Source organism: Methanofastidiosum sp. (genome assembly GCA_013178285.1).
GTDB lineage: Archaea > Methanobacteriota_B > Thermococci > Methanofastidiosales > Methanofastidiosaceae > Methanofastidiosum.
Map to the genome: position 1 here is coordinate 14,342 of JABLXD010000019.1, position 21,881 is coordinate 36,222.

19 protein-coding genes are annotated in these 21,881 nt (G+C 35.3%); 7 read left to right on the top strand and 12 right to left on the bottom strand.

From position 1 onward, the window contains the following. Nucleotides 1–7: 7 nt before the first annotated feature. The 5 genes from HPY60_07035 (at nucleotide 8) to HPY60_07055 (ending at nucleotide 5,101) form a co-directional block, all read left to right on the top strand. Entirely contained in the window at nucleotides 8–760 is a 753-nt protein-coding gene (locus HPY60_07035; GenBank protein NPV50933.1) for a fumarylacetoacetate hydrolase family protein, read from the top strand. Nucleotides 761–773: 13 nt separating this feature from the next. Then, nucleotides 774–1,856: an aspartate-semialdehyde dehydrogenase gene (gene asd / locus HPY60_07040; GenBank protein ID NPV50934.1), complete on the top strand. Its 1,083-nt coding sequence runs from the start codon at nucleotides 774–776 to the stop codon at nucleotides 1,854–1,856. Between the two features lie 8 nt (nucleotides 1,857–1,864). Continuing rightward, nucleotides 1,865–2,410 carry a hypothetical protein gene (locus HPY60_07045; protein NPV50935.1) on the top strand — a complete coding sequence of 182 codons (546 nt, stop codon included), beginning with the start codon at nucleotides 1,865–1,867 and terminating at the stop codon, nucleotides 2,408–2,410. A 32-nt stretch (nucleotides 2,411–2,442) separates the two neighbouring features. Beyond that, entirely contained in the window at nucleotides 2,443–3,234 is a 792-nt protein-coding gene (locus HPY60_07050) for an energy-coupling factor transporter transmembrane protein EcfT (GenBank protein NPV50936.1), read from the top strand. Nucleotides 3,235–3,295: 61 nt separating this feature from the next. After that, nucleotides 3,296–5,101: an AAA family ATPase gene (locus HPY60_07055; protein NPV50937.1), complete on the top strand. Its 1,806-nt coding sequence runs from the start codon at nucleotides 3,296–3,298 to the stop codon at nucleotides 5,099–5,101. On the opposite strand, the gene HPY60_07060 is transcribed toward HPY60_07055, so the two are convergent. Continuing rightward, nucleotides 5,092–5,766 (bottom strand): metallophosphoesterase, encoded by a 675-nt coding sequence (locus HPY60_07060; GenBank protein NPV50938.1) that lies wholly within the window; start codon nucleotides 5,764–5,766, stop codon nucleotides 5,092–5,094. The two genes, HPY60_07055 and HPY60_07060, sit on opposite strands and share 10 nt — an antisense overlap. A gap of 60 nt (nucleotides 5,767–5,826) precedes the next feature. On the opposite strand from HPY60_07060, the gene HPY60_07065 reads away from it, so the two are divergent. After that, nucleotides 5,827–8,601 (top strand): DEAD/DEAH box helicase, encoded by a 2,775-nt coding sequence (locus tag HPY60_07065; protein ID NPV50939.1) that lies wholly within the window; start codon nucleotides 5,827–5,829, stop codon nucleotides 8,599–8,601. On the opposite strand, the gene HPY60_07070 is transcribed toward HPY60_07065, so the two are convergent. The 9 genes from HPY60_07070 to HPY60_07110 all read right to left on the bottom strand — a co-directional run bounded on the left by HPY60_07070 (nucleotide 8,587) and on the right by HPY60_07110 (nucleotide 18,114). After that, on the bottom strand, nucleotides 8,587–10,527 hold the full coding sequence (locus HPY60_07070; GenBank protein ID NPV50940.1) for a hypothetical protein: 1,941 nt from the start codon (nucleotides 10,525–10,527) through the stop codon (nucleotides 8,587–8,589). The genes HPY60_07065 and HPY60_07070 overlap by 15 nt on opposite strands. A gap of 21 nt (nucleotides 10,528–10,548) precedes the next feature. Continuing rightward, on the bottom strand, nucleotides 10,549–12,048 hold the full coding sequence (locus tag HPY60_07075; protein ID NPV50941.1) for a hypothetical protein: 1,500 nt from the start codon (nucleotides 12,046–12,048) through the stop codon (nucleotides 10,549–10,551). Beyond that, complete coding sequence (locus HPY60_07080; protein ID NPV50942.1) at nucleotides 12,035–13,114, bottom strand: MMPL family transporter; 1,080 nt, start codon at nucleotides 13,112–13,114, stop codon at nucleotides 12,035–12,037. The genes HPY60_07075 and HPY60_07080 overlap by 14 nt, the downstream gene beginning before the upstream one ends. 3 nt (nucleotides 13,115–13,117) lie before the next feature. After that, entirely contained in the window at nucleotides 13,118–14,200 is a 1,083-nt protein-coding gene (locus HPY60_07085; protein NPV50943.1) for an MMPL family transporter, read from the bottom strand. A gap of 2 nt (nucleotides 14,201–14,202) precedes the next feature. Then, nucleotides 14,203–14,547 (bottom strand): PadR family transcriptional regulator, encoded by a 345-nt coding sequence (locus HPY60_07090; GenBank protein ID NPV50944.1) that lies wholly within the window; start codon nucleotides 14,545–14,547, stop codon nucleotides 14,203–14,205. 77 nt (nucleotides 14,548–14,624) lie between these two features. After that, nucleotides 14,625–15,920 carry a 3-hexulose-6-phosphate synthase gene (hxlA, locus tag HPY60_07095; protein NPV50945.1) on the bottom strand — a complete coding sequence of 432 codons (1,296 nt, stop codon included), beginning with the start codon at nucleotides 15,918–15,920 and terminating at the stop codon, nucleotides 14,625–14,627. 4 nt (nucleotides 15,921–15,924) lie between these two features. After that, the gene (locus tag HPY60_07100; GenBank protein ID NPV50946.1) at nucleotides 15,925–16,683 is read right to left on the bottom strand and encodes a phosphopantothenate/pantothenate synthetase; all 759 of its coding nucleotides are present in this window, start codon (nucleotides 16,681–16,683) and stop codon (nucleotides 15,925–15,927) included. A gap of 8 nt (nucleotides 16,684–16,691) precedes the next feature. Continuing rightward, the gene (locus tag HPY60_07105; protein ID NPV50947.1) at nucleotides 16,692–17,570 is read right to left on the bottom strand and encodes a hypothetical protein; all 879 of its coding nucleotides are present in this window, start codon (nucleotides 17,568–17,570) and stop codon (nucleotides 16,692–16,694) included. A gap of 10 nt (nucleotides 17,571–17,580) precedes the next feature. Further along, entirely contained in the window at nucleotides 17,581–18,114 is a 534-nt protein-coding gene (locus tag HPY60_07110; GenBank protein NPV50948.1) for a hypothetical protein, read from the bottom strand. Nucleotides 18,115–18,171: 57 nt separating this feature from the next. On the opposite strand from HPY60_07110, the gene coaBC reads away from it, so the two are divergent. Further along, on the top strand, nucleotides 18,172–19,386 hold the full coding sequence (gene coaBC / locus HPY60_07115; GenBank protein NPV50949.1) for a bifunctional phosphopantothenoylcysteine decarboxylase/phosphopantothenate--cysteine ligase CoaBC: 1,215 nt from the start codon (nucleotides 18,172–18,174) through the stop codon (nucleotides 19,384–19,386). A gap of 4 nt (nucleotides 19,387–19,390) precedes the next feature. Here coaBC and HPY60_07120 read toward each other — a convergent pair whose 3' ends face one another. Continuing rightward, nucleotides 19,391–20,347 (bottom strand): transglutaminase domain-containing protein, encoded by a 957-nt coding sequence (locus tag HPY60_07120; protein ID NPV50950.1) that lies wholly within the window; start codon nucleotides 20,345–20,347, stop codon nucleotides 19,391–19,393. Between the two features lie 54 nt (nucleotides 20,348–20,401). Further along, nucleotides 20,402–21,853, bottom strand: a complete 1,452-nt coding sequence (locus tag HPY60_07125; protein NPV50951.1) for a radical SAM protein — start codon at nucleotides 21,851–21,853, stop codon at nucleotides 20,402–20,404. Between the last annotated feature and the right edge of the window lie 28 nt (nucleotides 21,854–21,881).

Here is a 21,881-nt window from a genome sequence, read left to right on the forward strand (position 1 = left end):
TGAAGTAATGAAGTTTTTGAGATACAGCTACAATGACAAGATAGAAAATGGAATCTTTGAGAATAACATGATAAAAAAAATTAAAGGGGATTATTTTTCAGAATTTCAGATTACTGAAACTGAAATTGACATAAATTCAGTTAAGTTACTCTCTCCAACGATGCCCTCAAAGATTGTGGCTGTAGGTCTAAATTATGTCGATCATGCAAAAGAGCTCAAAATGGAGATACCAAAAAATCCAATCATATTTATTAAACCTGCAAGTACTGTAATCGGCCCAGAAGACCCAATAATATATCCTGAGACCTCAACTCAAGTTGATTATGAAGTTGAACTTGGTATAGTAATTGGACGAAGGGCAAAGAATGTAGAAAAAGACGAAGCCGAGGAATACATATTAGGATATACAGTATTCAATGATGTGACAGCTAGGGATTTACAGAGAAAAGACACCCAATGGACACGAGCAAAATCATATGACACATTTGCACCGATAGGCCCTATGATTGAAACAAATATAGATCCATTTGACCTTCCAATATCTCTAAAATTAAATGGAACTACAAAACAAAATTCTTCAACGAAGAACATGATATTTAATTGTTACGATTTATTGGAATTTATTTCCGAAATAATGCCCCTTGAACCAGGTGATGTCATTGCAACTGGCACACCACCCGGAGTTGGCCCAATGAACAGAGGGGACACAGTTGAAGCCAAAATAGAAGGAATAGGAGTGTTAAAGAATTACGTAATATAGTATGGTGAAGATTATGGAAAAAATAAACGTTGGTGTCATTGGAGCTACTGGGATGGTAGGCCAAAATTACATAAGATTATTGGATAATCACCCTTGGTTTAACGTAACATATGTTGCGGCATCACCAAAAAGTGCCGGCAAAAGTTACGAAGAAGCGGTAATGGGAAAATGGCAGATGGTTACAGACCCACCTGAAAAAGTTAGAAAACTAATAGTCGGAGACGCAAATGACGTCGGGCAAGCTATCGGGAAATGTTCTTTAGTTTTTTCAGCACTAGAAATGGAAAAAGAAAAAATAAAAGAACTTGAAGCAGCTTATGCAAAAGCCGGCATACCTGTTTTTTCAAATGCATCAGCCAATAGGCACGTCGATAACGTTCCAATGCTAATCCCTGAAATTAATAGTAATCATATTGAAGTAATTCCTCATCAGAAGAAAGCAAATGGATGGAATAAAGGATTCATAGTTGTAAAACCAAACTGCTCATTACAGAGCTACATGGCTCCTGTCTACGCATTAATCAAGGCAGGCTATGAAGTGAAAAGAATGATAATTACAACAATGCAAGCTGTTTCAGGCGCGGGATATCCTGGTGTCCCGTCACTTGATATGATCGATAATATAGTTCCATTCATATCGGGCGAGGAAGAAAAATCAGAGGTAGAGCCACAGAAGATTATGGGAAAGATTGTAGGGGAGAAGATTGTAAACGATACAAGCATCGAGATATCTGCTCACTGCAATAGAGTACCCGCCATCGATGGCCACACAGCATGTGTAAGCCTTGAATTTGGCGCAAAAAAACCTTCAATTGAAGAGATCAAAAAGATTTGGATAGAATTCCGCTCCGAACCACAAGAGTTAAACTTACCATTTGCACCAAAACAGCCAATTATATACAGAGAAGAGCCAAACAGGCCTCAACCAAGAAAAGACAGAGATTCTGATAAAGGGATGGCAGTAACAGTTGGAAGACTTAGAGAATGTAAGGTATTTGATATAAGATTTGTCTGCCTTTCTCATAATACAGTTAGGGGAGCTGCAGGCGGAGGAATTTTAAACGCTGAGCTTCTTAAAGCTAAAGGCTATCTTTGAGGATAATCATGGCATTTGAAGAAGATATACTAAAACGTTTGAAGTCTGTAAAAGGGATTTTAAATGCGTTCTTGCTTACATCTGAAGACATTGATAAAGTTAGGGAATTTGAAATACAAGCAGAAAAAAATAAGGCCGCAGGTGGAATGATGGACTTTATCAATGAAGGTGTCTGGGAAGTTTTGTCAAAGAATGCAGTATTTCTTATTTTTATTGATGAAACGTTTTCAGACCGAAAACATGGCCAGAGCTTAACATTAATGAAGGATCCTTCTGGCAATGTTCTTGGCAAGCTCTTGAGAAAGGATGAGATTCCAGAATATCAGAACAGAAATGATGTCCTTTTCATGGGTGAGGAGTTTGTCCTATTCACTAATGTAAAGGCTCAAGGAAAACCTTACTTTGTTATCCCTGCCCAAGAAGTAGAAGAACTTAAAGAGCTAAATGGAATTTCTGCTAGCCTATGCGTCCCAACAGATCTTTTCTTTAAAGATAAATATAATATCGATGGAGAAAATCTTGGAACGGTGATTATTGGCATTGACAAACCCTAACGTTTAAATCTAAATCTTTTATTTCTTTTATTATGATTAAATATTCGATGTATGTCAAGGAATCTTCGTTTTTTCACAGCCTTGACCCTAGAACTAAAATTATTATTCTTGCATCAATATTTGGTCTAGCACTCTTATATAAAGATCCACTTTACCTAGGTAGCATAGCAATCTTTGTTTTAGTAATGATTAGATTCCTTTGCAAAATAAAAATCAGAAAACTTTTAACATACATAAGGCCAATATTGCCTCTAGTTTTAATGTCATTGTTATTATGGCCATTTTTCCAACCTACCGGGAAAATACTTTTTGAATATTGGAAGATTAGTGTAAGTGAAGATGGGATTAGGATGGGCCTCGCAATGACATTTAGGATATTTGCAATAATTACTGCAACATTTCTTCTTCTAATGACCACACTTCAGCGTGACCTTGTATTGGGTCTAATGAAATTTAAGATCCCATACGAATACTGTTTAACTTTGGCAATATCCTTAAGGTATGTGCCTACATTGGCCGGAATTACATACACGATAATGGACGCACAGAGATCAAGAGGGCTTGAACTCGACAAAGGCCCAATATTCAAAAGAATACGGAATTACATACCAATAATTACGCCTTTGATTATAGGATCCATAAGGATGGCCGAAGAACTCGCAATAGCAATTGAATCGAGAGGATTCGGATACGGGGAAAGGACATTCTTAAAAGAAATTTCTCTTAAAAGAAGGGACTATGCCACAATGACTATTTTTGTTCTGATTTTAGGCGTAGGGATATACATCAGATTGTTGGGTTATGGGAACATGGCATTTGTTTAATTCTACCCTAATAATGTTTGACTTTCAAAAGACTTTTAAAAGAAAAAGTTTCATTTTCATTGTGGAATCTCCTGATTTAAAAAAGACAGAACAGATTAGAGAATATCTAAAAGAGGAATACGAATATTTTGATCTTGTCGAAGTTTTAAAAGAAAAAGGATTTTCTGAAAAAACTCTTGAGAAAGAAGAAATAAAGGCCCTCGTAGCTTCAGCACAAGAAGTAGTAAATCAGATACAGCATGAGAGAGGAATGTTAAAAAATGAGATTAAGGTATTCCTCGAAGGTAGAATAAATAGGCTTGAACAGAGAATAAGGGAGTTAAACGAACCCCCATTCATGATTGGAATATATGTGAGACCTCTTCCCCAAGAAGGGATGCATGAGATTTTTGATTATGTTAATTATAGAATTATAGCTTACATGATTGATGATATATATGTCAACAAAGGTGACAAGATACGTTACAAATTCATTGAGGCGAAAGAAGGAGGAAGATTTGTAATACTGGATAGACATCCTGGAAAAGTTGACACTACACTTGGCGAGATAATAAAAATTGAAGGTAAGTATGCAACTGTAAGATTTGATACTTATCATGAGATGATGATGGATATTGGAGATTTTTTAGAGTCTAAAGATCCCTATCTTAAAGCTGGGGCAACAGTTACTTTGTTTGGAAATTCAAAGGATTGGGAGATACTTGAAGTTAAACCCAATGTAAAATATGGTGATGATCTCCTTCTTGAAAAGAAACCAAAGATAAAACGAGAGGAGATTGGCGGGCTTGACGAGGCAATTTTAGAGATTGATCAGGCGGTTGGTTCAGCACTTAGTTATGATTTTATTAAAGAAAAAGTCACTAAACTAAAAATTGAAAGGACCAAAGGCATAATGCTTTATGGCCCTCCAGGATGTGGAAAAACATTAATTGCACGTTATGCAGCCTCTATTTCTTCAAGAAACTTTATCAACGTAGATAAGGAACTTAGAAGCAAATGGTTTGGGGAAACTCAACAAAATATCGAGGAATTGTTCAAGTATGCAGAAGAGAAAGCACCTTCAGTTCTATTCTTCGATGAATTTGATAGTCTAGTTCCAGAAAGGGAATCAGGTTCAGAAGCGGCAAGGCTTGAAAATCCAATTGTAAATAAATTTTTACAACTACTTGACGGTCTTGAAGAAATGGGGGATGTCATTGTTATTATAGCTACAAATAGACCTGACATCATTGATCCTGCAATTTTAAGGCCGGGAAGAATTGACAAGCATATTAGAATTGGAAGGCCAGATACAAAAGAGGCTGGAGAAAAAATATTGGACATATACCTGAAGCCCGACCAATTAATCCCCCACCCGCTTGAAATCGAAAAATATGGTTCTATCAAGAGATTTGCAGAAGCTATGAAACAAACTATACTTGAGGAGCTATATGAAAAGAATAGAATTTGTAATATTGAAAAACTTGGCTTAATAAATGTTCCAATTAAAGAAACTATCTCCGGTGCAATGATTAAAAACATTGTAATAAAAACAAAGAAGTACTATGTCAATAGGCTTGATAAATATGCAAAATTAATCGATGTAATAAACAACATCTATCACAATAAACTTTACATTGAGAAAAACTGTGACGTTCTATGTAAATATATTATAGATGAATGTCATGAAGTTTCAAAGGAGCTTGGGGAAACAGCTGAAAAAGTAATAGGGGATATCAAGAAAGATTTGATAGCTGACATTTCTGATAGAATTGAAGAGGATTTCTTGTTAAATAGAATTGAGATTTACATTGACCAAAACGAAGGAATGCTAATTGAAGATTCAATAAAGGCCATAGAAGAAGATTGTGGAAACATTCAGCGATAGATATCCCTTACTTTTCCCATATAGGTTCCATCAAGAAGGTAACAATCAAAATCTTTTATTTCAAATCTGCCACTCTCAAAATAAGGTCCGGGTATTTCTTCATCCTTGTTTATCGAAACGCCCTCTATTAAAGGATTAAAAGAAGGCAAAACAATCACATTTTGTGGCCCTTCAATTCTAAGAAAGCACTTTAAACGAGTTATTTTTCCGTTTGAATCAATGAATTCAACTACTGGGTGAACGTGGCCCATTATTAAATTACTTCCTTCGATGAGGATGTGGCCATGAGTCAAAACATAGTCTTCTATCTTAAAAGATTTCATGACCTCATTACTGACTATTTCCTCGATATTCCCGTCATGATTCCCCTTTATCAGTTTAACAGGTATGTCAAAATCAAGAAACTTAGGCAAATTTAATTTTTCAAAATAGGAAGTAAATGGAAGATTGTGCTTTATATCTCCCAGCAATATAAGCTCGTCTATGTTTTTTCTTTTAATGATTTTTAATATGTCGGACTTCATTTTTTGTCCAACATCTGGAACTTTTATCCCTTTTTTGTAATACTCATATTCTTTGCCTAGATGAAGATCTGCAATAACAAGGTATCGTTTATCAGATTCAATGATTATCGCAGATTGATTGATTACAGGGTACAAGTCCATAATTTAAAACCAATAAATTAAATTTAAAAATGCTTTGGTGAGTTTTAAGTAGGTGCATCCATGAGCTTTGAGCTTTTAGGCGAAGATATTGTCAGGATTTTAAACGAATTTAATATTACTTCTCCTACTGATATCCAGAAAAGCTCACTTCCAGAGATACTAAATAGAAACAATGTTTTATTGATGGCTCCGACAGGTTCTGGAAAAACTGAAGCCGCAATATTTCCTCTCCTAAGGCTAGTGAAGGATAGCAATGCACCGGGTATAAAAATACTTTATATTGCCCCCTTAAGGGCACTTAATAGGGACCTTCTCCAAAGACTTGAAAAAATGGGGGAAGCTATGGGGATTTCAATTAAAGCAAGACACGGGGACACAGTTCAAAGCGAGAGAAGAAGACAAAGCTTGAAACCTCCCGATGTTCTGATTACCACACCAGAAACATTACAGGCACTTTATACTGGAAAGAAATTAAGGGAACATCTAAAATCTGTAATGGCAGTTGTAGTAGATGAAATCCATGAAATAGCTGAGGACAAAAGGGGCATACAGCTAAGTTTAGCTCTTGAAAGGATTGAAAGACTAAAAAATGGAAGTATACAGAGAATTGGGCTCTCAGCTACAGTTGGATCAAAAGAAGAAGTTGCAAAGTTTTTAGTGGGAGAGGGAAGGGAAGTTAAGATAATCCAGTCTCAGATAAAAAAAGAGTTCGACATCGAAGTTGAAACTCCAGAAATCTTTGAAGAAGACATCATGACGGCAGAGAATCTGAAAATATCCCCTTATGTAGCATCATCAATTAGAAGAATAAAGGAACTGATAGACGCCCATAAAAGCATCCTTCTTTTTGTCAATACCCGTCAAATGGCCGAAACTCTTTCATCAAGATTTAATCTTATGGAAATGAATTTTATTGATGTTCACCATTCTTCGCTCTCCAAAGAAACTAGGATTGATGTGGAAACTAGATTCAAGAATGGAGAAATCAAAGGGATAGTATGCACATCAAGCATGGAGCTTGGGATAGATGTTGGCGCAGTTGATCTAGTTATCCAGTATGGTAGCCCAAGACAAGTATCAAAGCTTTTGCAGAGAGTCGGGAGGGCTGGCCACAAAACTTATCTTGTTTCAAAAGGGGTAATTCTCGCAAGTGATGAAGAGATATGTGAGTCTGCTGTAATTGCAAAAAATGCTCTAAATTATAGAATAGAACGTTCACTTATACCAGAAAAACCTCTTGACGTTTTATCTCATCAGATAATTGGGCTTTCAATGGAAAGCAATGAAGTTTCTATTGAAGAGGCTTTCTCCCTTTTTAAAAAATCTTATCCCTATAGAAATATGAGTCTAGAGGAATTTTGGAGGGTACTATACTTTTTAGAAAGTATAAAACTAATATGGATTAATAATGGAATAACTTACAAAAGATCTAAACAAGGGATGTTTTATTATTTTGAAAATTTATCAATGATTCCTGACACAAAACAGTACCGTGTTGTTGAAGTGGGAACAGGTTCATCTTTAGGTGTACTAGATGAGAACTTCATTGTTTCAAACATTGAAGTAGGTGGAAACTTTATAGTTCGTGGGAGAACATGGAAGGTATTAAACATTGAAGAAGAAAGAATAGAAGTAACTGAAACTAGGTCTGTAGGTGCAATACCTTCTTGGGAAGGTGAGCTCATCCCTGTTCCATTGTTTGTTTCTAGGGATGTGCATGAAATTTTCAACGATGGCTCTAAGATAGGAGAATTGCCCTTAACAAAAGATACAAAGCAGATTCTACGTGATTTGCTTGATGACCAGTCAAAGTATTTTTCTTATTCTAAAGATTCTTTGGTAATTGAAGATATTGGAGAGTTTGTCATTCTCCACATTTTTAATGGGTCTAAGGCAAATGATACATTGGGCAGGGTAATAACATCCCTACTTGCACAGAGATTTGGAGAGTCAATGGGGATGAGGACAGATCCATACCACATAATGATAAAATTTCCTCCTGGAATAAAAGATGGGGGGACGGTAGTAAAAAATACTTTAATTGAGTTAAATGAAGATCATGTAATACCTATACTTGATATTGTTTTGAAGAATACGCCGCTATTTGAGTGGAAAATGATACAGATAGCAAAAAGATTTGGAGTTGTAAGGGCAAACTCTGAAAAATATTTGATGAAGAATATTCTAAAATTATACAGAAACACGCCGCTTTATGAAGAAACATTAAATGAGTTATACCACGATAAACTTGAAATTGAGCCAGTAAAAGAATTTATCAGAAATATAAAAAATGGAAAAATTAACATTGTAATAAATAAGAATAATGAACCTTCTACTTTTTCAAAATATCTATTAGAAGGATCCTCATTTGAGCTTCTGTATCCAAAAAGACCAGATAAGGAAATTATAAAATATCTAAAGAAAAGACTTCTTGAAAAAAGAGTCACTGTAGCATGTCTTCACTGCAGAAACTGGAAAACTACTCTTTCAGTAAATAACTTTGATGATAACCCGCAATGTCCCCAATGTAGTGCACGATATATTGGAATTTTAAGAAGGCGCGAAGATTTGGAAATAGTTCGCAAAGGCCAAAAAGGAAAGTTGGACGAAGAAGAAAAAAAGACTTTGAAAGAAATAAAGGACTCTGCAGATTTAATACTGCCTTACGGTAAAAAAGCCATAATTGTTTTAGCTGGAATTGGAATAGGGCCAAGAACTGCAAAGAGAATACTAGCAAAAGATAGAAAAAATGAAGAAGATCTTTTTAGGGATATCCTTTCTGCAGAAAGGGTATATGCTAGAACCAAGATGTTCTGGCAATCAAACAAACAGTAAAGCCATAAGGTCTTCTAGCGCCTTATTTGTCGCCTCGCCGTTTCTTCCGCCAACTATTAAAACATTGTTCTCGTAGAATACATTTAGTATATATTCCCACTGTCCAAATGATCTTGACCATACTACCTTTGACACGCCTGAATCGTATAGCTCCTTTATTATTAGATTACTTTCTTCATTTCCAATTAGGATTAAGTTCTTCTTTGCCTTATCTTCGCCTGTAACATCTATGTCTCTTTTTATGAGTGAGGCGGGCTCAATCTTAACTGTTGAATCGTAATACAAATACAATTTTGATTTTCTCTGGCTTACTTCAAGCTCGATACCATTGCCATCTTTCTGCTTGTAGTTTGAGTCAAGTATGTCGATTTTGAAATAGTTCTTTGGCCCATAAACAGTCTGAGGGTCACAGCATGTTAGATCTATTTTATCGCACAATATTACATCGATTGTGTCATAGTTGCACTTCTTAAATCTTGGATGCAATGGATTTAAATCAAGAAAATCATCGCATGTCCAATATTTCCCATCTTTTCCAGGATTTACATAGACGGGAGCGAAAAATGGAATTTTAATTGAAGCATTGCATTCTTCTCCAGGAGTTTCAAATACAGGGATCTGTTGCTCTTCAGGGGATAAATTTCCATCGCCGTTAAGGTCAACGCCCAACGCAATGATATCCTCCAAAAGATTGGATATGGTAAGATTATAGTCATTGGGATATGTAACAAATGGCATGCAACAAGGTGTTTCTTCAATTGCACCATAATCCTTCAGTGAATAAACATCAAACTCTGCAAGTAGGCTATTATCTGCACCCTCAAAGACTTTTATTCCATCAATATAGAAAACTGGCACAGTCCAGATAGTTTCCTCAAGACCATCAATAACTCTTGTTCCCCTCTCAAATAAGAAGTATGGGTCGTTCTCATATTGCCTTGTTGGTACAGTTGTAAATGAGCCGTACCCTCCTTTAGGGTCGCAAAGCCCCACACAGGTACAGCACCTTGAACTATTAGCGTCCATTACCATAAGAAAGTCATTGCTTTTCCCGGTGAAATCAGACACTCTGAGGTAAACTTTATACTCTCCTGAAAAGTTTCCGCCACTTTTAACCTTAAACTTGTCATCCTTGGATGTTTCTTCAGTTGTAGGGCTGTGAATATCTAGAAGAGTTACAGTGTACCATCCGAATACTCTGGTATCTCCTACTTTAAATATAGTTTCAGGAGAATAAATGGGAATTCCATAAATGAAGTAACTTATATTTTGATCTTCAGAACGGTAAACCCCGTTATTAATAATTGGGTACTCCCTTTCAAATAATCTGATTTTGTAAGAGTTATATGGTATATCATAAAGAGGGCCGCCGCATCCAGCAAAAACTTTTCTTTGGAGGGGGGTATGGATATAAGATACTCTATAAATGATGTCGGACATGTTAAAGTCAAGGCAGTAATCATCAGGAACGTCAATATCTGATAGCTTTATCATAATCTCTTCGTGCGTTTCGTTATAATCAAATGCCTTGTCGCCATCCCCATAAGGGTACAAAAATGATGAGTACTTGTATCCATCATCCCACCAAAGTGATTTTAATCCGTCTGCTACCTTGATTGAATTTACCGAAGCATTAGCAGGGTCTATTCTTATCGTGTCACTTGCATTTAGATTCTTTAAAGAAACTTTGTATTCTTCATATATTGTATTCTCAATTCTCTCAGTGTGTCTGTTGGCTATAAGAAAAGCAAGTTTGGAAGCAGATATGATGTCTTTTGAGGTTGCTGTTTCACCAACAACTATCATAGATTTTACTGTATCTCCGTCAAAAAAGAAATCATCTCTCGGTACGGAAGAGGAGCTAACATTAGAAGGTAAGAATATAGAAATAAAAATAATTGAAAGTAATATTAGGCCCCTTTTCATGTATACACCGATATCGATTCTTTATTTTTTCTTTATATAATTGTTGTATCCGAAGTATCCACCTACTAACAATACAACTATTAGCCCTATAATTACCCCTATTCTTATATTACTTATTGATTTTTCGACAGGAACATCAATGTTCTTTTGGAACAGATATACATTTAGATCCTGTTTTTCTTTGTCGCCGACTGCCCTAATCCTTAGATTTAGTTGGTATGTCTTTTCTTCTGCTATTGATTTTATATCGGTGCTTAACACTACTTCTGCCTCTTGTCCTGGTTCTAAGACCCCAATATAATCATTTTTAGATGTGAAGTCAAAAGGCTGCTCCGACCTTTCAATCGCCTCAACAATTATTGATTCAGCCTTCTCTTCTCCCGTGTTTACTATTGTGAGGTAGATCTTTGCACTTCCTCCTGCTCTTACTGTTTCTGGAACAAGTCGATATTCGGTGATTTCAAGTTCCGGTTTTCCTTTTACATCCAAGTTCAATTCAAACTCTTCTTTTAGGAGATTATTGGAAGAATCCCTGTACTCTACAAACATTGGAATCTTGTAAGTCATTTTCTTTGCTTCTTTGTCAACATTTATTAGAAATTCTGCATCCTTTGCCTGCCCACCTGAAAGTGTTCCTAGATTATATGAGCTTTCATAAGATTTTGATAATGAAAAAGGCTCTTCTAGATCAAGATAAGCTTTAACATATTTTGCACCTTCGGTCCCCTGATTTGCCAGATTTACTTTTATCTTCACATTTTCATTTCCTGGCCTTATAGTTTCTGGAGCAGAAGAGAAGTTAACTACCATTAATTCTGTTCTTCCACTCACCCGAAGACCAAACTGGATTGTATACGGTCTTGGATATGGGGTTGTCCCATCATAGAAGTAAAGTACAAGGGTCATGGGATAGTTACCGGCTGTTATTTTTTCATTTGCCCTGAGCTTGAATGAAAGCAAACTTTCTGTACCCGCATCAAAATCTCCTATATAAATGGAATCAGAAGTATTCTCAGGCATAAAAGGAACTATTGTGCCTGCAGGCGGAACAGTCAAACTCGCTTTCACTGTGTATGCTTTCATTGAACCTTCATTAGAAAGCAGGATTTCTAGATCAAAGGCTTCTCCAGGTTCTACGCTTAAAGGATTTGTTTTTACCTCATTTATAACAAATTCATACTGGCTTCTACCTATCTTATAGCCGACCGGCCCTTTGATTATTACATTGACTCCAACTTTTGAAACGTCAATTAGATTTATCGTTATATCATTTACTTTAAGGGAGTCCCCTTCTGATATATAGACTCCAAGCGGACCAATAGGTGCACTCCCCTCTAGCACCATAAACGATGCTATAGTGTCTTTGTAATCTGTAAGTGCTAAAGCATAAGGCCCGACAAAGATAAATTCGTTATCATAAAGGTATCCTGAATAAATCACTGAATCTGTACTTGCATTAGCGCTTGGCGCTAAAACACTCATTAAAAAAACTCCAATTAAAAAAATATTAATCTTTTTCATAATATACCTCCATCTTTCTCTTAATTAAATTTTTCGTATCTTGAAATACTTTTTCTTGAATTACCAAAAAGGAGGGCAAGAATATAAGCGTTACCCCCATGCAACTGAAAACTCCAATGAATAACATCTTTCCCATTGTATCCAGTATGGATAAAGATCCAGCTAACATTGCAATAAATCCAAATCCCGCAACAATAGATGATACAACAATCGGTTCAACGACTCCTTCAAGAGTCCTAATTATCTTTTCAACAATTATTGGCGTTCTTTCAAGGTTATATCTGTTTATAGTCTGTATCGCAAAGTCTATCCCGATACCTGCCATCATTGAAATAACGCCGACAAGTTCAGAACTTAATGATATCCCTGCAAATCCGGATATTCCCATCATCCATACTATACCAACTCCTACACATATTAAAGGCATTATACCATACCTTATTGATCTGAATGTTAGAATAACGCACAATAAGACTCCTATCATACCAAATGTTGATATCTTTGACATCTCAGGCAGAATTATATTCGTGAGTTCCCTATTCATTGCTATATCTCCGCCTGCTTGAACGTTCAATGTAGTTTTTGATATAATAGATTTTACATCATCATACACCACGATATCATCTACACCTTTCAAAACGCTAAGTCTTATCACCATATACCCAAGGCTATCTGAAACTTCAATTCTGTTTTTTAATTCTTCTTTTGGCAAATAGATATCTTCAAGTCCAATGTCAAAGGAAGAATCTTCAATTCCATAGACATTTATTAACTCTTGATTCAAAAGATATGCTTCTCTCAATACGTCCGGAGAGAATACGTTTTCCGAGTTGATTACAACTATAATTGAATTATATCTTTCAAACTTATCTTCCATTTTCATGAATACTTGTATCTCTTCAATGTCATTAGGTAGCTGTGACATATCGTCTCCTTGCTCTATTTTGATGAGAGAGATACCCGCACCTAAAATTATAGTTATTATAAATGATAATATTAGGAATCTCTTGGGATATTTCCCATGCAGTTCTGAAAAATCTTTTATCAATTTATCGTAATTTGGCATATGCTACCACTCCCTCAAAGCCATAATTGAAGGCAAGAATACCAATGCCCCAACAAGGCAGCTTATAATCCCTAATGATAAGGCAGTTCCTAGATGGACCATCATTGGCATGGAGGAAAGGGCCAGTGCCATAAATCCAGCAACGGTTGTTGAACTAGAGCCTATAGTTCCTCTACCAACCCCTGCAACCATGGCAACTATTCTTTCTTGATTGGGTTTACCTTTCTTAGATTCCTCGTTGTAACGCAATACCATGAATATCCCGTATTCTGCGCCCAAACCAATAACAATAGCTCCAACACTTGCTGTAACTAGGCTTATTGGTATCCCAATATAGGATAAAATACCTGCGGTCCATAAAATTCCACAAATGAGGGGGATTATAACAAAGAATGATTTGAATCTCAATATCAAAGTCAGTAAAATAAATACTATAATTGCAGATATTGCCATAGTTTTTAATGAGTCTTCTCTCAAAATTCTGAGGATAGTTTTATTCAGTACAGGGGAACCTGTTATAGTATAATTAAGTCCATACAACTCGACTTTTTCAGTTTCTTCATTTACTATGTCAATAGCAGTTTGAATCTCTTCTTCCCCTCTTACTCCTCCCATTTTTACCATTACAATTGCTGAAGTATAATCTTTAGATATCAATCCTGGCATAGTTTTTGCAACCTCTCTTAAAGTTGCATCGTCTGAAGGTATGCCTCTAAAGATAGAATAATAGACTGTTCCGGGGCCTATCACATCAATTATTTCAGGCCTAGATTTTAATCTGTTTTCTAACTCATATATGCTCTCAAGGCTTTCTTTATTCCTTATGTCATTTACAACATCAAAATTAGTTTCCAAGAGTATTATTATTCCTTCCTCTTCACCAAATTCACTGTTAATTATATTTTGAGTTCTTATAACATCAAAGTTTTGAGGTAATTCTTTCATAAAGTCAGATTCAAAACGTAAATTTAAGGCGCCAAATGATAGGAAAACAGTGATTAGTACCATTGAAATAACGATGATTTTACTGTATTTGTATTCAATTAGTGCAAGTTTGCCAAAAAGAGTATCTTTAAGTTCTCTCATTCCTACACCTCAAAAACTTCCTTTAAAAAATCTTCATAATAAAGGAGGTCTTCTTTTAAGCTACCCATTTTCTCATTTAGCTTTATATCTCCTTTCGGAGTAATTTTATAAAATTTTTTACCTCTTGAACCTTTATTTGTTTCTTTAATTAACCCTTCAGATGCCATCAACATTATTTTAGGATAAATTAATGCCGGAGAAGGTTTCCAGGCTTCTTTTGATCTACTTTCAAACTCTTTTATGATATCGTAACCACATAGTTCCTTCTTACTAAACAACCAAAGGATAAATGTATCAATTTGAATTTGAAAATAATGAAAACTTTTATGAAATCGTACAAATGTCATATTCGCACCGACATATCATATTCTGATATATCATTAACAAATAGGAGCTATATAAATTTTTCGTTCTCTAAAAAATATTAGCCAACAATCTTTTCCCATTTTTTAAGTTTTAGTACTTTTGAAAGTGTTGAGCCTCTCTTTATCTCTTCTCTGATTCTATTCTCCTTTTCCTTTACGTCAAGACTTCTATTTATTATTTCTTGTGCCTCTTCTTGAGGTATCACTACGACGCCACTGTCATCTCCAATTATATAGTCTCCTTTGTTTACTTTAAGTCCACCACATACAACTTCGCAACCTATTTCTCCAAAACCTTTAGGATCTCCTGCATCTGGAACCTCATATCTTGCGAATACGGGAAAACGTATTTCTTTGAGGTCATCTACATCCCTTACAGCGCCATCTATTACAACGCCACCAAGTTTTCTCATGAATGCACTCCAAGTTGCAAGCTCTCCCCAGATAGCAATATTGCCAGAATTGGCGTCTATCACAAGAATATCTCCTTCTTCTGCTAGATCAATTGCTTCAACAGCTTTTGCCCAGTCTCCATTCATAGTCTTAACTGTCAAGGCTTTTCCTGCCATTCTGATTCCGGGAATGACTGTATGTATGCCCTTCATTGCGCCTCCTCTGTGCATGGCATCCGATACATTTGAAGAAGAAACTTTTTTTAGAGCTTCAATAAGTTCTTCTTTTTTATATTTTCTAAACTCTAAACTTTCAATCGGTTTTCTGAGATCAACGCTCTTTCTTACTATTTTTGTAGCCTCTAATAGATTAGAAGCTTTGGTAATTGCACCGCCTACTATGACTATATCAGCGCCAGCGGAAACTACGTCCGGTATATTTTCAGAGTTTAATCCTCCTGCAGTTGCAATAGTAATGTTCACAGCTTCCTTAACGTCTTTTATATCCTGTAACGGATTTTCACCCTTCATCTGTTGATCAATACCCACATGAATACAGACATATTTTGCACCCATTTTCTGCACTTCAGCAGCTCTGTCCACTTTGTTTTTGACATTGATTAAATCAATCATTATTTCTGAATTATACTTTTTTGCAGCCTTGATTGCTTCTTTAATTGTGCTGTCATCAGAAGCACCTAAAATTGAGACTATGTCAGCACCAGCTTTTGATGCCATCTCAGTTTCAAAATCTCCCGTATCCATGGTCTTCATATCTGCTATAATTTTTTTATCAGGAAAAATGTGCTTTAGTTCTCTTATTGCTTCCATACCCTCACTTTTTATAAGGGGGGTTCCAGCTTCAATCCAGTCTATACCTCCTGGAACAGCTTCTTTTGCCATAGAAATAGCTCTGTCAAGATTTAATATATCCAATGCAAGTTGAAGTATTATTTTACTAATAGAATCACCTTTTACTCATTTTTTCTTCCCAATGAATAAGATTATCTTTCATAATCTGAATAGACCTCTTAATATTATCTCCATTGTCAAATATTAACTCGTCTACATTATCTGTTTTCTTAATTTTTTTAATCTCTTCAATAAGTTTTGGAATAGCTCTAACTACATTGTCAACTATTGTTATGTCCGCACATAAAGAAGTTCTTGAAAGTGGATTTAGGTCGATTGCAATAATCTTCTTTCCCATTTTCTTAAGGGCCAGTGCTCTGTCTCCATCCTCTAAAGGAACAATTACAGCATCAGAAGAAAAAATGCCTTCATTTGAAACTTTCCCCCTAAGTGAGTCAAGTCCGGGTATCGATTTATTAGCATTTTCTCCAACACCTAAAATATTAGTTGCCCCATGCTGCTCAAGTCTTTTTTTAATCTTAGTTTCTCTTTCATAAGTTCTATAAAAAAGATTGATTTCTATTTTCAAAGGAACAATTTTTGATAACTCAACAATCTCATTTGGAACAAGACAAGCAATATTTCCATTTACCGATATCACTGGATTAGCAGCTCTGCATAATATTATGGCCGCAGCTTTAATGGCTTTGTTCGCCTCTTCTGTAGTTGTTTCCCCTATAAAGTAATCAAAAGCTTCTCCTCTACCATGAGCTGCAATTCCAACTTCCGAAATAATTCCCTCTTTAAGGCAATCTTTTACCTTTTCTCTTAATACAAGGGATTCGTAACGGGGGTGACTTTTTGGCACTTTCATTTTGACACCTATATTAAACCTTTAGCTATTTCAGAAACAACTATGTCTCCTTTGATATCTATCAAACTTTCCAATACTTTATTTTTATCTTCTTCGTTAATAAATGTAAATGCTCCCTGCCCAATCATAATCCCAGAAGCATTGAAACTATTAATTTCACTAATTATTTCAACTAGTTCTAAAATTTCTTTAGAGATAATACCTGTTTTATAACTAAAGATTTTTGAGCATTCCATCAATTTTTCAACATTGGGTTCGCTAATTAATCTGTTCAGTAATTTAGTTCCGCATTTTTCAATTATTTTTATCTTTTCAGGATTTTTTAAGATGCTTTCTGTTTTTTTAGTTCCAAGGCTTATGGCAAGCACCTTAAGATTATTTGCTTGAATATTTTCAATTACGCCATCAATACCTGGACTTTTCCTTATTTCAATGCCTCCCTTTACTTCTGCCACAACATCCCCAAGGCCGCTAAAATTTCTTACTTCAGTTTCATGTGCACTTCTTATGCACTCATAATCTGAAATTCGTATCAAATCCTTAATTGAAAAGCAAATTCCAAGAGCAGCTGAAGCAGAAGCTCCAAATCCAGATTCAATTGGCACATCACTTTCATGTTCTATTAAAACATCCCTTTCTATAAAATAATCTGGATATCTCTCAATTATTAGATTGATACAGTCCAAAGATACGGGGGCATTTGTCGTTTTTCCATTTATCTTGATATCAATTGAACCATTTCCTTTAGCTACATTAACTTTAGTTCTAAGGCCAGAAGAAAGCGAAACTCCTGCTCCGGTAGAACCTGTTTTAAAATAGTCCTCACTAAAGAATGGAACGAAGAATCCAGTTATATGGGAAGGAACATAATACTCTGAACTGTACATAAAACGCCTTTTAGATACCTTTAAGTTTATTCACGAACTCAATACACCTAGTTCTATCAAGTTTATTCATCACAGGCATAAAAATTAAATCTTCTTTCTTTACATCTTTCCCAATTTCTTTTAAGAAGTTCACTATTCTATCCTGGTCATTTTCATCGAGTATTTTAGGATTAAAAACTCCTCCCATGACTTCCTCTAAAACAATATTTTCCTTTGGAAGCTCTCTTTTTAGAATATCAAGATTAAATTTGCCGCCTATTTGTTTTCCACGATATTCTGCCTCTTCCAGATCATTACATACAACAAAAATTGCAATCTTTTTTTGTTTAAGTTCTTCTTTGAATTTTTCTATAAACTTACTTATACTTTCCAGAGGTTTATCATCATAGTCAGGAGAACCAATAACTATCAATGAGTAATCTTTAATTGAAGTTATCTCTGAAGCTTTCTTTACTTCGATATCTTTCATCTCTTCAGATATCCAACCTGTAATTATCTCAGTTGAACCGTATTTTGTATCGTATACTAAGAGATTGTTAGTCATATGCCCACCTATTTAATTAAAATAATAACAATTTTTATAAAGATTTAGGCCATTTCTATGATGATGCATAGAAAATCGATAAAAGGAACTAAATCAAAAAAATTAGAGGGTAAAGGTATAGTATTGGGAATTACAGGAAGTATAGCGGCAGTTGAGTCTGTTAAACTTTCTAGAGAGCTCATGAGACACGGAGCAGAAGTATACGCAGTAATGAGCGGAGATGCAAAAAAGATAATTCACCCATATGCTCTTGAATTCGCAACTGGAAATCCAGTTGTAGATGAAATTACAGGAAAAATAGAGCATGTTTCCTATGCGGGAGAGCATGATAAAAAGTGTGATCTAATACTGATTGCACCGTCAACAGCAAATACAATTTCAAAAATAGCATCGGGAATTGATGATACCCCAGTCACAACTGTCGTGTCCACTGGATTTGGAAAGATACCAATTGTTATAGTTCCTGCTATGCATAGCTCAATGTATAAGAACCCTATAATTTTAGAAAATATTGAAAAACTAAAGAAATATGGCATTGAATTCTTGACACCAAAGTTTGAAGAAAATAAAGCAAAACTCCCTGAAATTGATGATATTGTAACTGCAGTAATTAAAAAACTGTATACTAAAGATTTTCAAGGTAAAAAGGTATTGGTGACAGCAGGCCCCACAATTGAGAAGATTGACGACGTGAGATTTATCACAAATAAAAGCACTGGATTAATGGGCATAAAAATTGCAGAAGAATTTGAACTTAGGGGTGCCGATGTAACCTTAATTTTAGGGCCAACACAGTTGAACTCTTATGTTAAGACTTACAATGTAGAAACTTATGAAGAGATGTTCAACGCTGTAATGTCAAATAAAGAAGTCGACATAGCTGTTTTTGCAGCGGCAACTTCTGATTTTCATGTTGATAACCCTTCTTCTGGGAAGGTATCTTCTGATCAATCTTTTAATTTAACCTTAACTCCAAATAAGAAGATAATAGAAGAATTTTCAAAATGCTCAAAATCATTTATAGTTGGATTTAAAGCAGAACACAATGTTTCAGAAGACCAACTCATAAAAAAGGCCTATGATAGGCTTCAAAGTTCCAATATGGATTTGATTGTTGCAAATCATGTTGGTAAAGAGATGAGGGGATTTGAATCCAAAACAAATGAAGTCTATATTATTGATAAGACAAAAAAGATAGCCCATTTACCTCTAGAGAAAAAAGAAAAACTTGCAGAAAAAATTTTAGATATAATAAAGAAATATATAAATTAAAGATTTATTTGTTTATTTCGCTTTCAGGAACTGTTCCTTGCTCTAGAATCTCTATTTCGAAAGGTTTACAACCTTTTCCTTCTAAGTTGCTTCTGTAGCATGAGAAGTCAAGTTCTACTAGATCCACTGTTTCGTCTAACTTGAGATAATATCTTGAAAGAGTGCCTATCTTTTCTCTGTAAGGATCCACGGGAACCCATTTTCCGTTTATGTACAGTTCATTCCAAGCGTAAGGTTTCCAGATTCCACCTTCTTCAATGTCATAATAAAGTCCATACACGACTTTTGTTGGGACCATTAGAGACCTCATAAGAGCTGCATATAGTGTTACATATGGGCCATAACCTAAAGCTTTCTTTGAAGCGATTGTGTCAGTAGCATGTTGTAACCACCAGTTTTCATAACCTCCTTTTAGATAGGGGCTTTCGTCTACCGTGACTATAGTTTTTTGATCTCTCATAATCAAAAAGGCAGTTCCATAAAGATTGTAATCCGCGTCTTCTTTTGCATATCTTTTTGCAACTTGATCCCTCATGTAAGCATCCCATCCAACTGTCCCCATTCCTTTTTCACCATAAAGAATATCTTCTGGTAAAACATATAATGCAACATCTTCTGGGAAGCTATTGATGGCCTTTAAAGCATCTTCTTCTGTTTCAACAACAGGTATCTTTGTAGTATCATCAAATGTGTAGTTCTCATTATATAAAGTAACTATGGCTTCGAGTCTCATACCGCTGTTTCTAACTATTACAACTTTTTGTCTTGATGAATTTAGATCTGCGAGATCATAAGGCTGTGAAATATTAATCTTGGCTTTTAGATAAGAAACTGTATTGCCTGTTTGTGTCGTCGTCGTATTGACATCTGTGCCATTTTCTTGTTTTTGTGAAATGCAACCTGAAAAGGTAGCAATTGTTAATAAACATATTAGGGTGAATACAATACCCGCTTTTTTCATAGAGTCACCAATCTTGAAGATTTCAGGGCCTAATAAATAGCTTTCGGTGAAAATCTATTCGACAATTGGCGTAGTAAACTGTTTTTCTACACTTTCCCTATGAATTGAATTATAGCTGCAAAATGGAATAAATGATCCATCAGGAAGTGCGTAATGTATCGCACATCTTTTTACCCTACCTAGATCAAAGTTAAAAGGGTCCATAAAGTGCATAGTTCCAATAAATAATGATTTGTGATGAAGTTTTGCTAGGAATTCCTTCCCCCCACCATTTAATATCCCTTTAGTTATCTCTAAAAGATTAAGGTCTTTTGGCATTTTTTCTTTGTCTATAAATGAATTCATGTTCTTTATTATTCTAGATATTTCAATACCTTTTCTTATTCTTCCGCCGCATCTTATACTTTCATCTCTATCTTTAAGATATTCAAAAAATCCTTCTACATCTACAAATCTTGTTATAGGTATAAGCTTTCCATTCTCAACAAATACGTAAGTTGCAACACCACATTGAGGGTGTGTTGTAAAATGAGGCATAGGTTTTCCCCTCAAAGCTTCAACAAACGTTGATACTGGAACAACAAACGGTATTGGGTAAAAATCTTCCTTTCCAAGTTCACCATTCGTCTGATTTTCAATCAATTTAACTAAATCTGTGATTGTAATCCTGTAATTCTTTACCTCTTCTTGGCTTGCACGGCCTGAAAAAGAAAGTGGCTGGAAATTAATTCCCCTAATAACATCAAAATTATCTCTTCCAAAATAGATTATGTCTCCGAGCTCTTGATCATTTACGCCCTTTGAAACAGTTGGTACAAGGACAACACTGGTCTCTCCAAGACTTCTTAGATTTTCTATCGCCTGTTTCTTTTCTGGAAAAGTATCATATCCTCTGAATTTCTTATATGAAACAGGATTCAAACCATCAAATTGTAGGTAGTATGTATTTATTCCAGAATCAATAACCCTTTTTAAATAATCTTTATCTCTGGCAAACCTTTTTCCATTTGTTGCAACTTGAATTTGAGAGATCCCAAATGACTTTGCTGCTTCTATCAATTGAGGCAGATCATCCCTCAATGTGGGCTCTCCTCCAGAAAATTGGACTGCAAAAGGGGGATTTGGTTTTATTGATGCCATTTTTTCAAGTATTTTTTTTATATCTCCAAACGAGGGCTCATAAAGTCTTTTAGTTGCCCCTGCGCTTGCAAAGCATACAGGACAGTTCATGTTGCACCTGTTTGTAAGATCGATATTAACAAAAATTGAAGGGGTCATATGGTCTTCACATAACCCGCAATCATAGGGGCACCCCTTATCCTTATTTTTTATTTTCTCAACAGAATTCTCGGCAATCTGGTCAAGTCTATCCAGTCTTTTGTAAAATTCAGCATCGTTAGAAAGAGTTTCTGAGAAAAATCCGTGCTCTTGGCACTCTTTTTCCATTATAATATGGCCTCGAATCTCTTTGATATCTGCTTTGATTTTTTTTGGCAAACGGGGCATATTGAGTCTGTAGTACGTATAAGTTCAG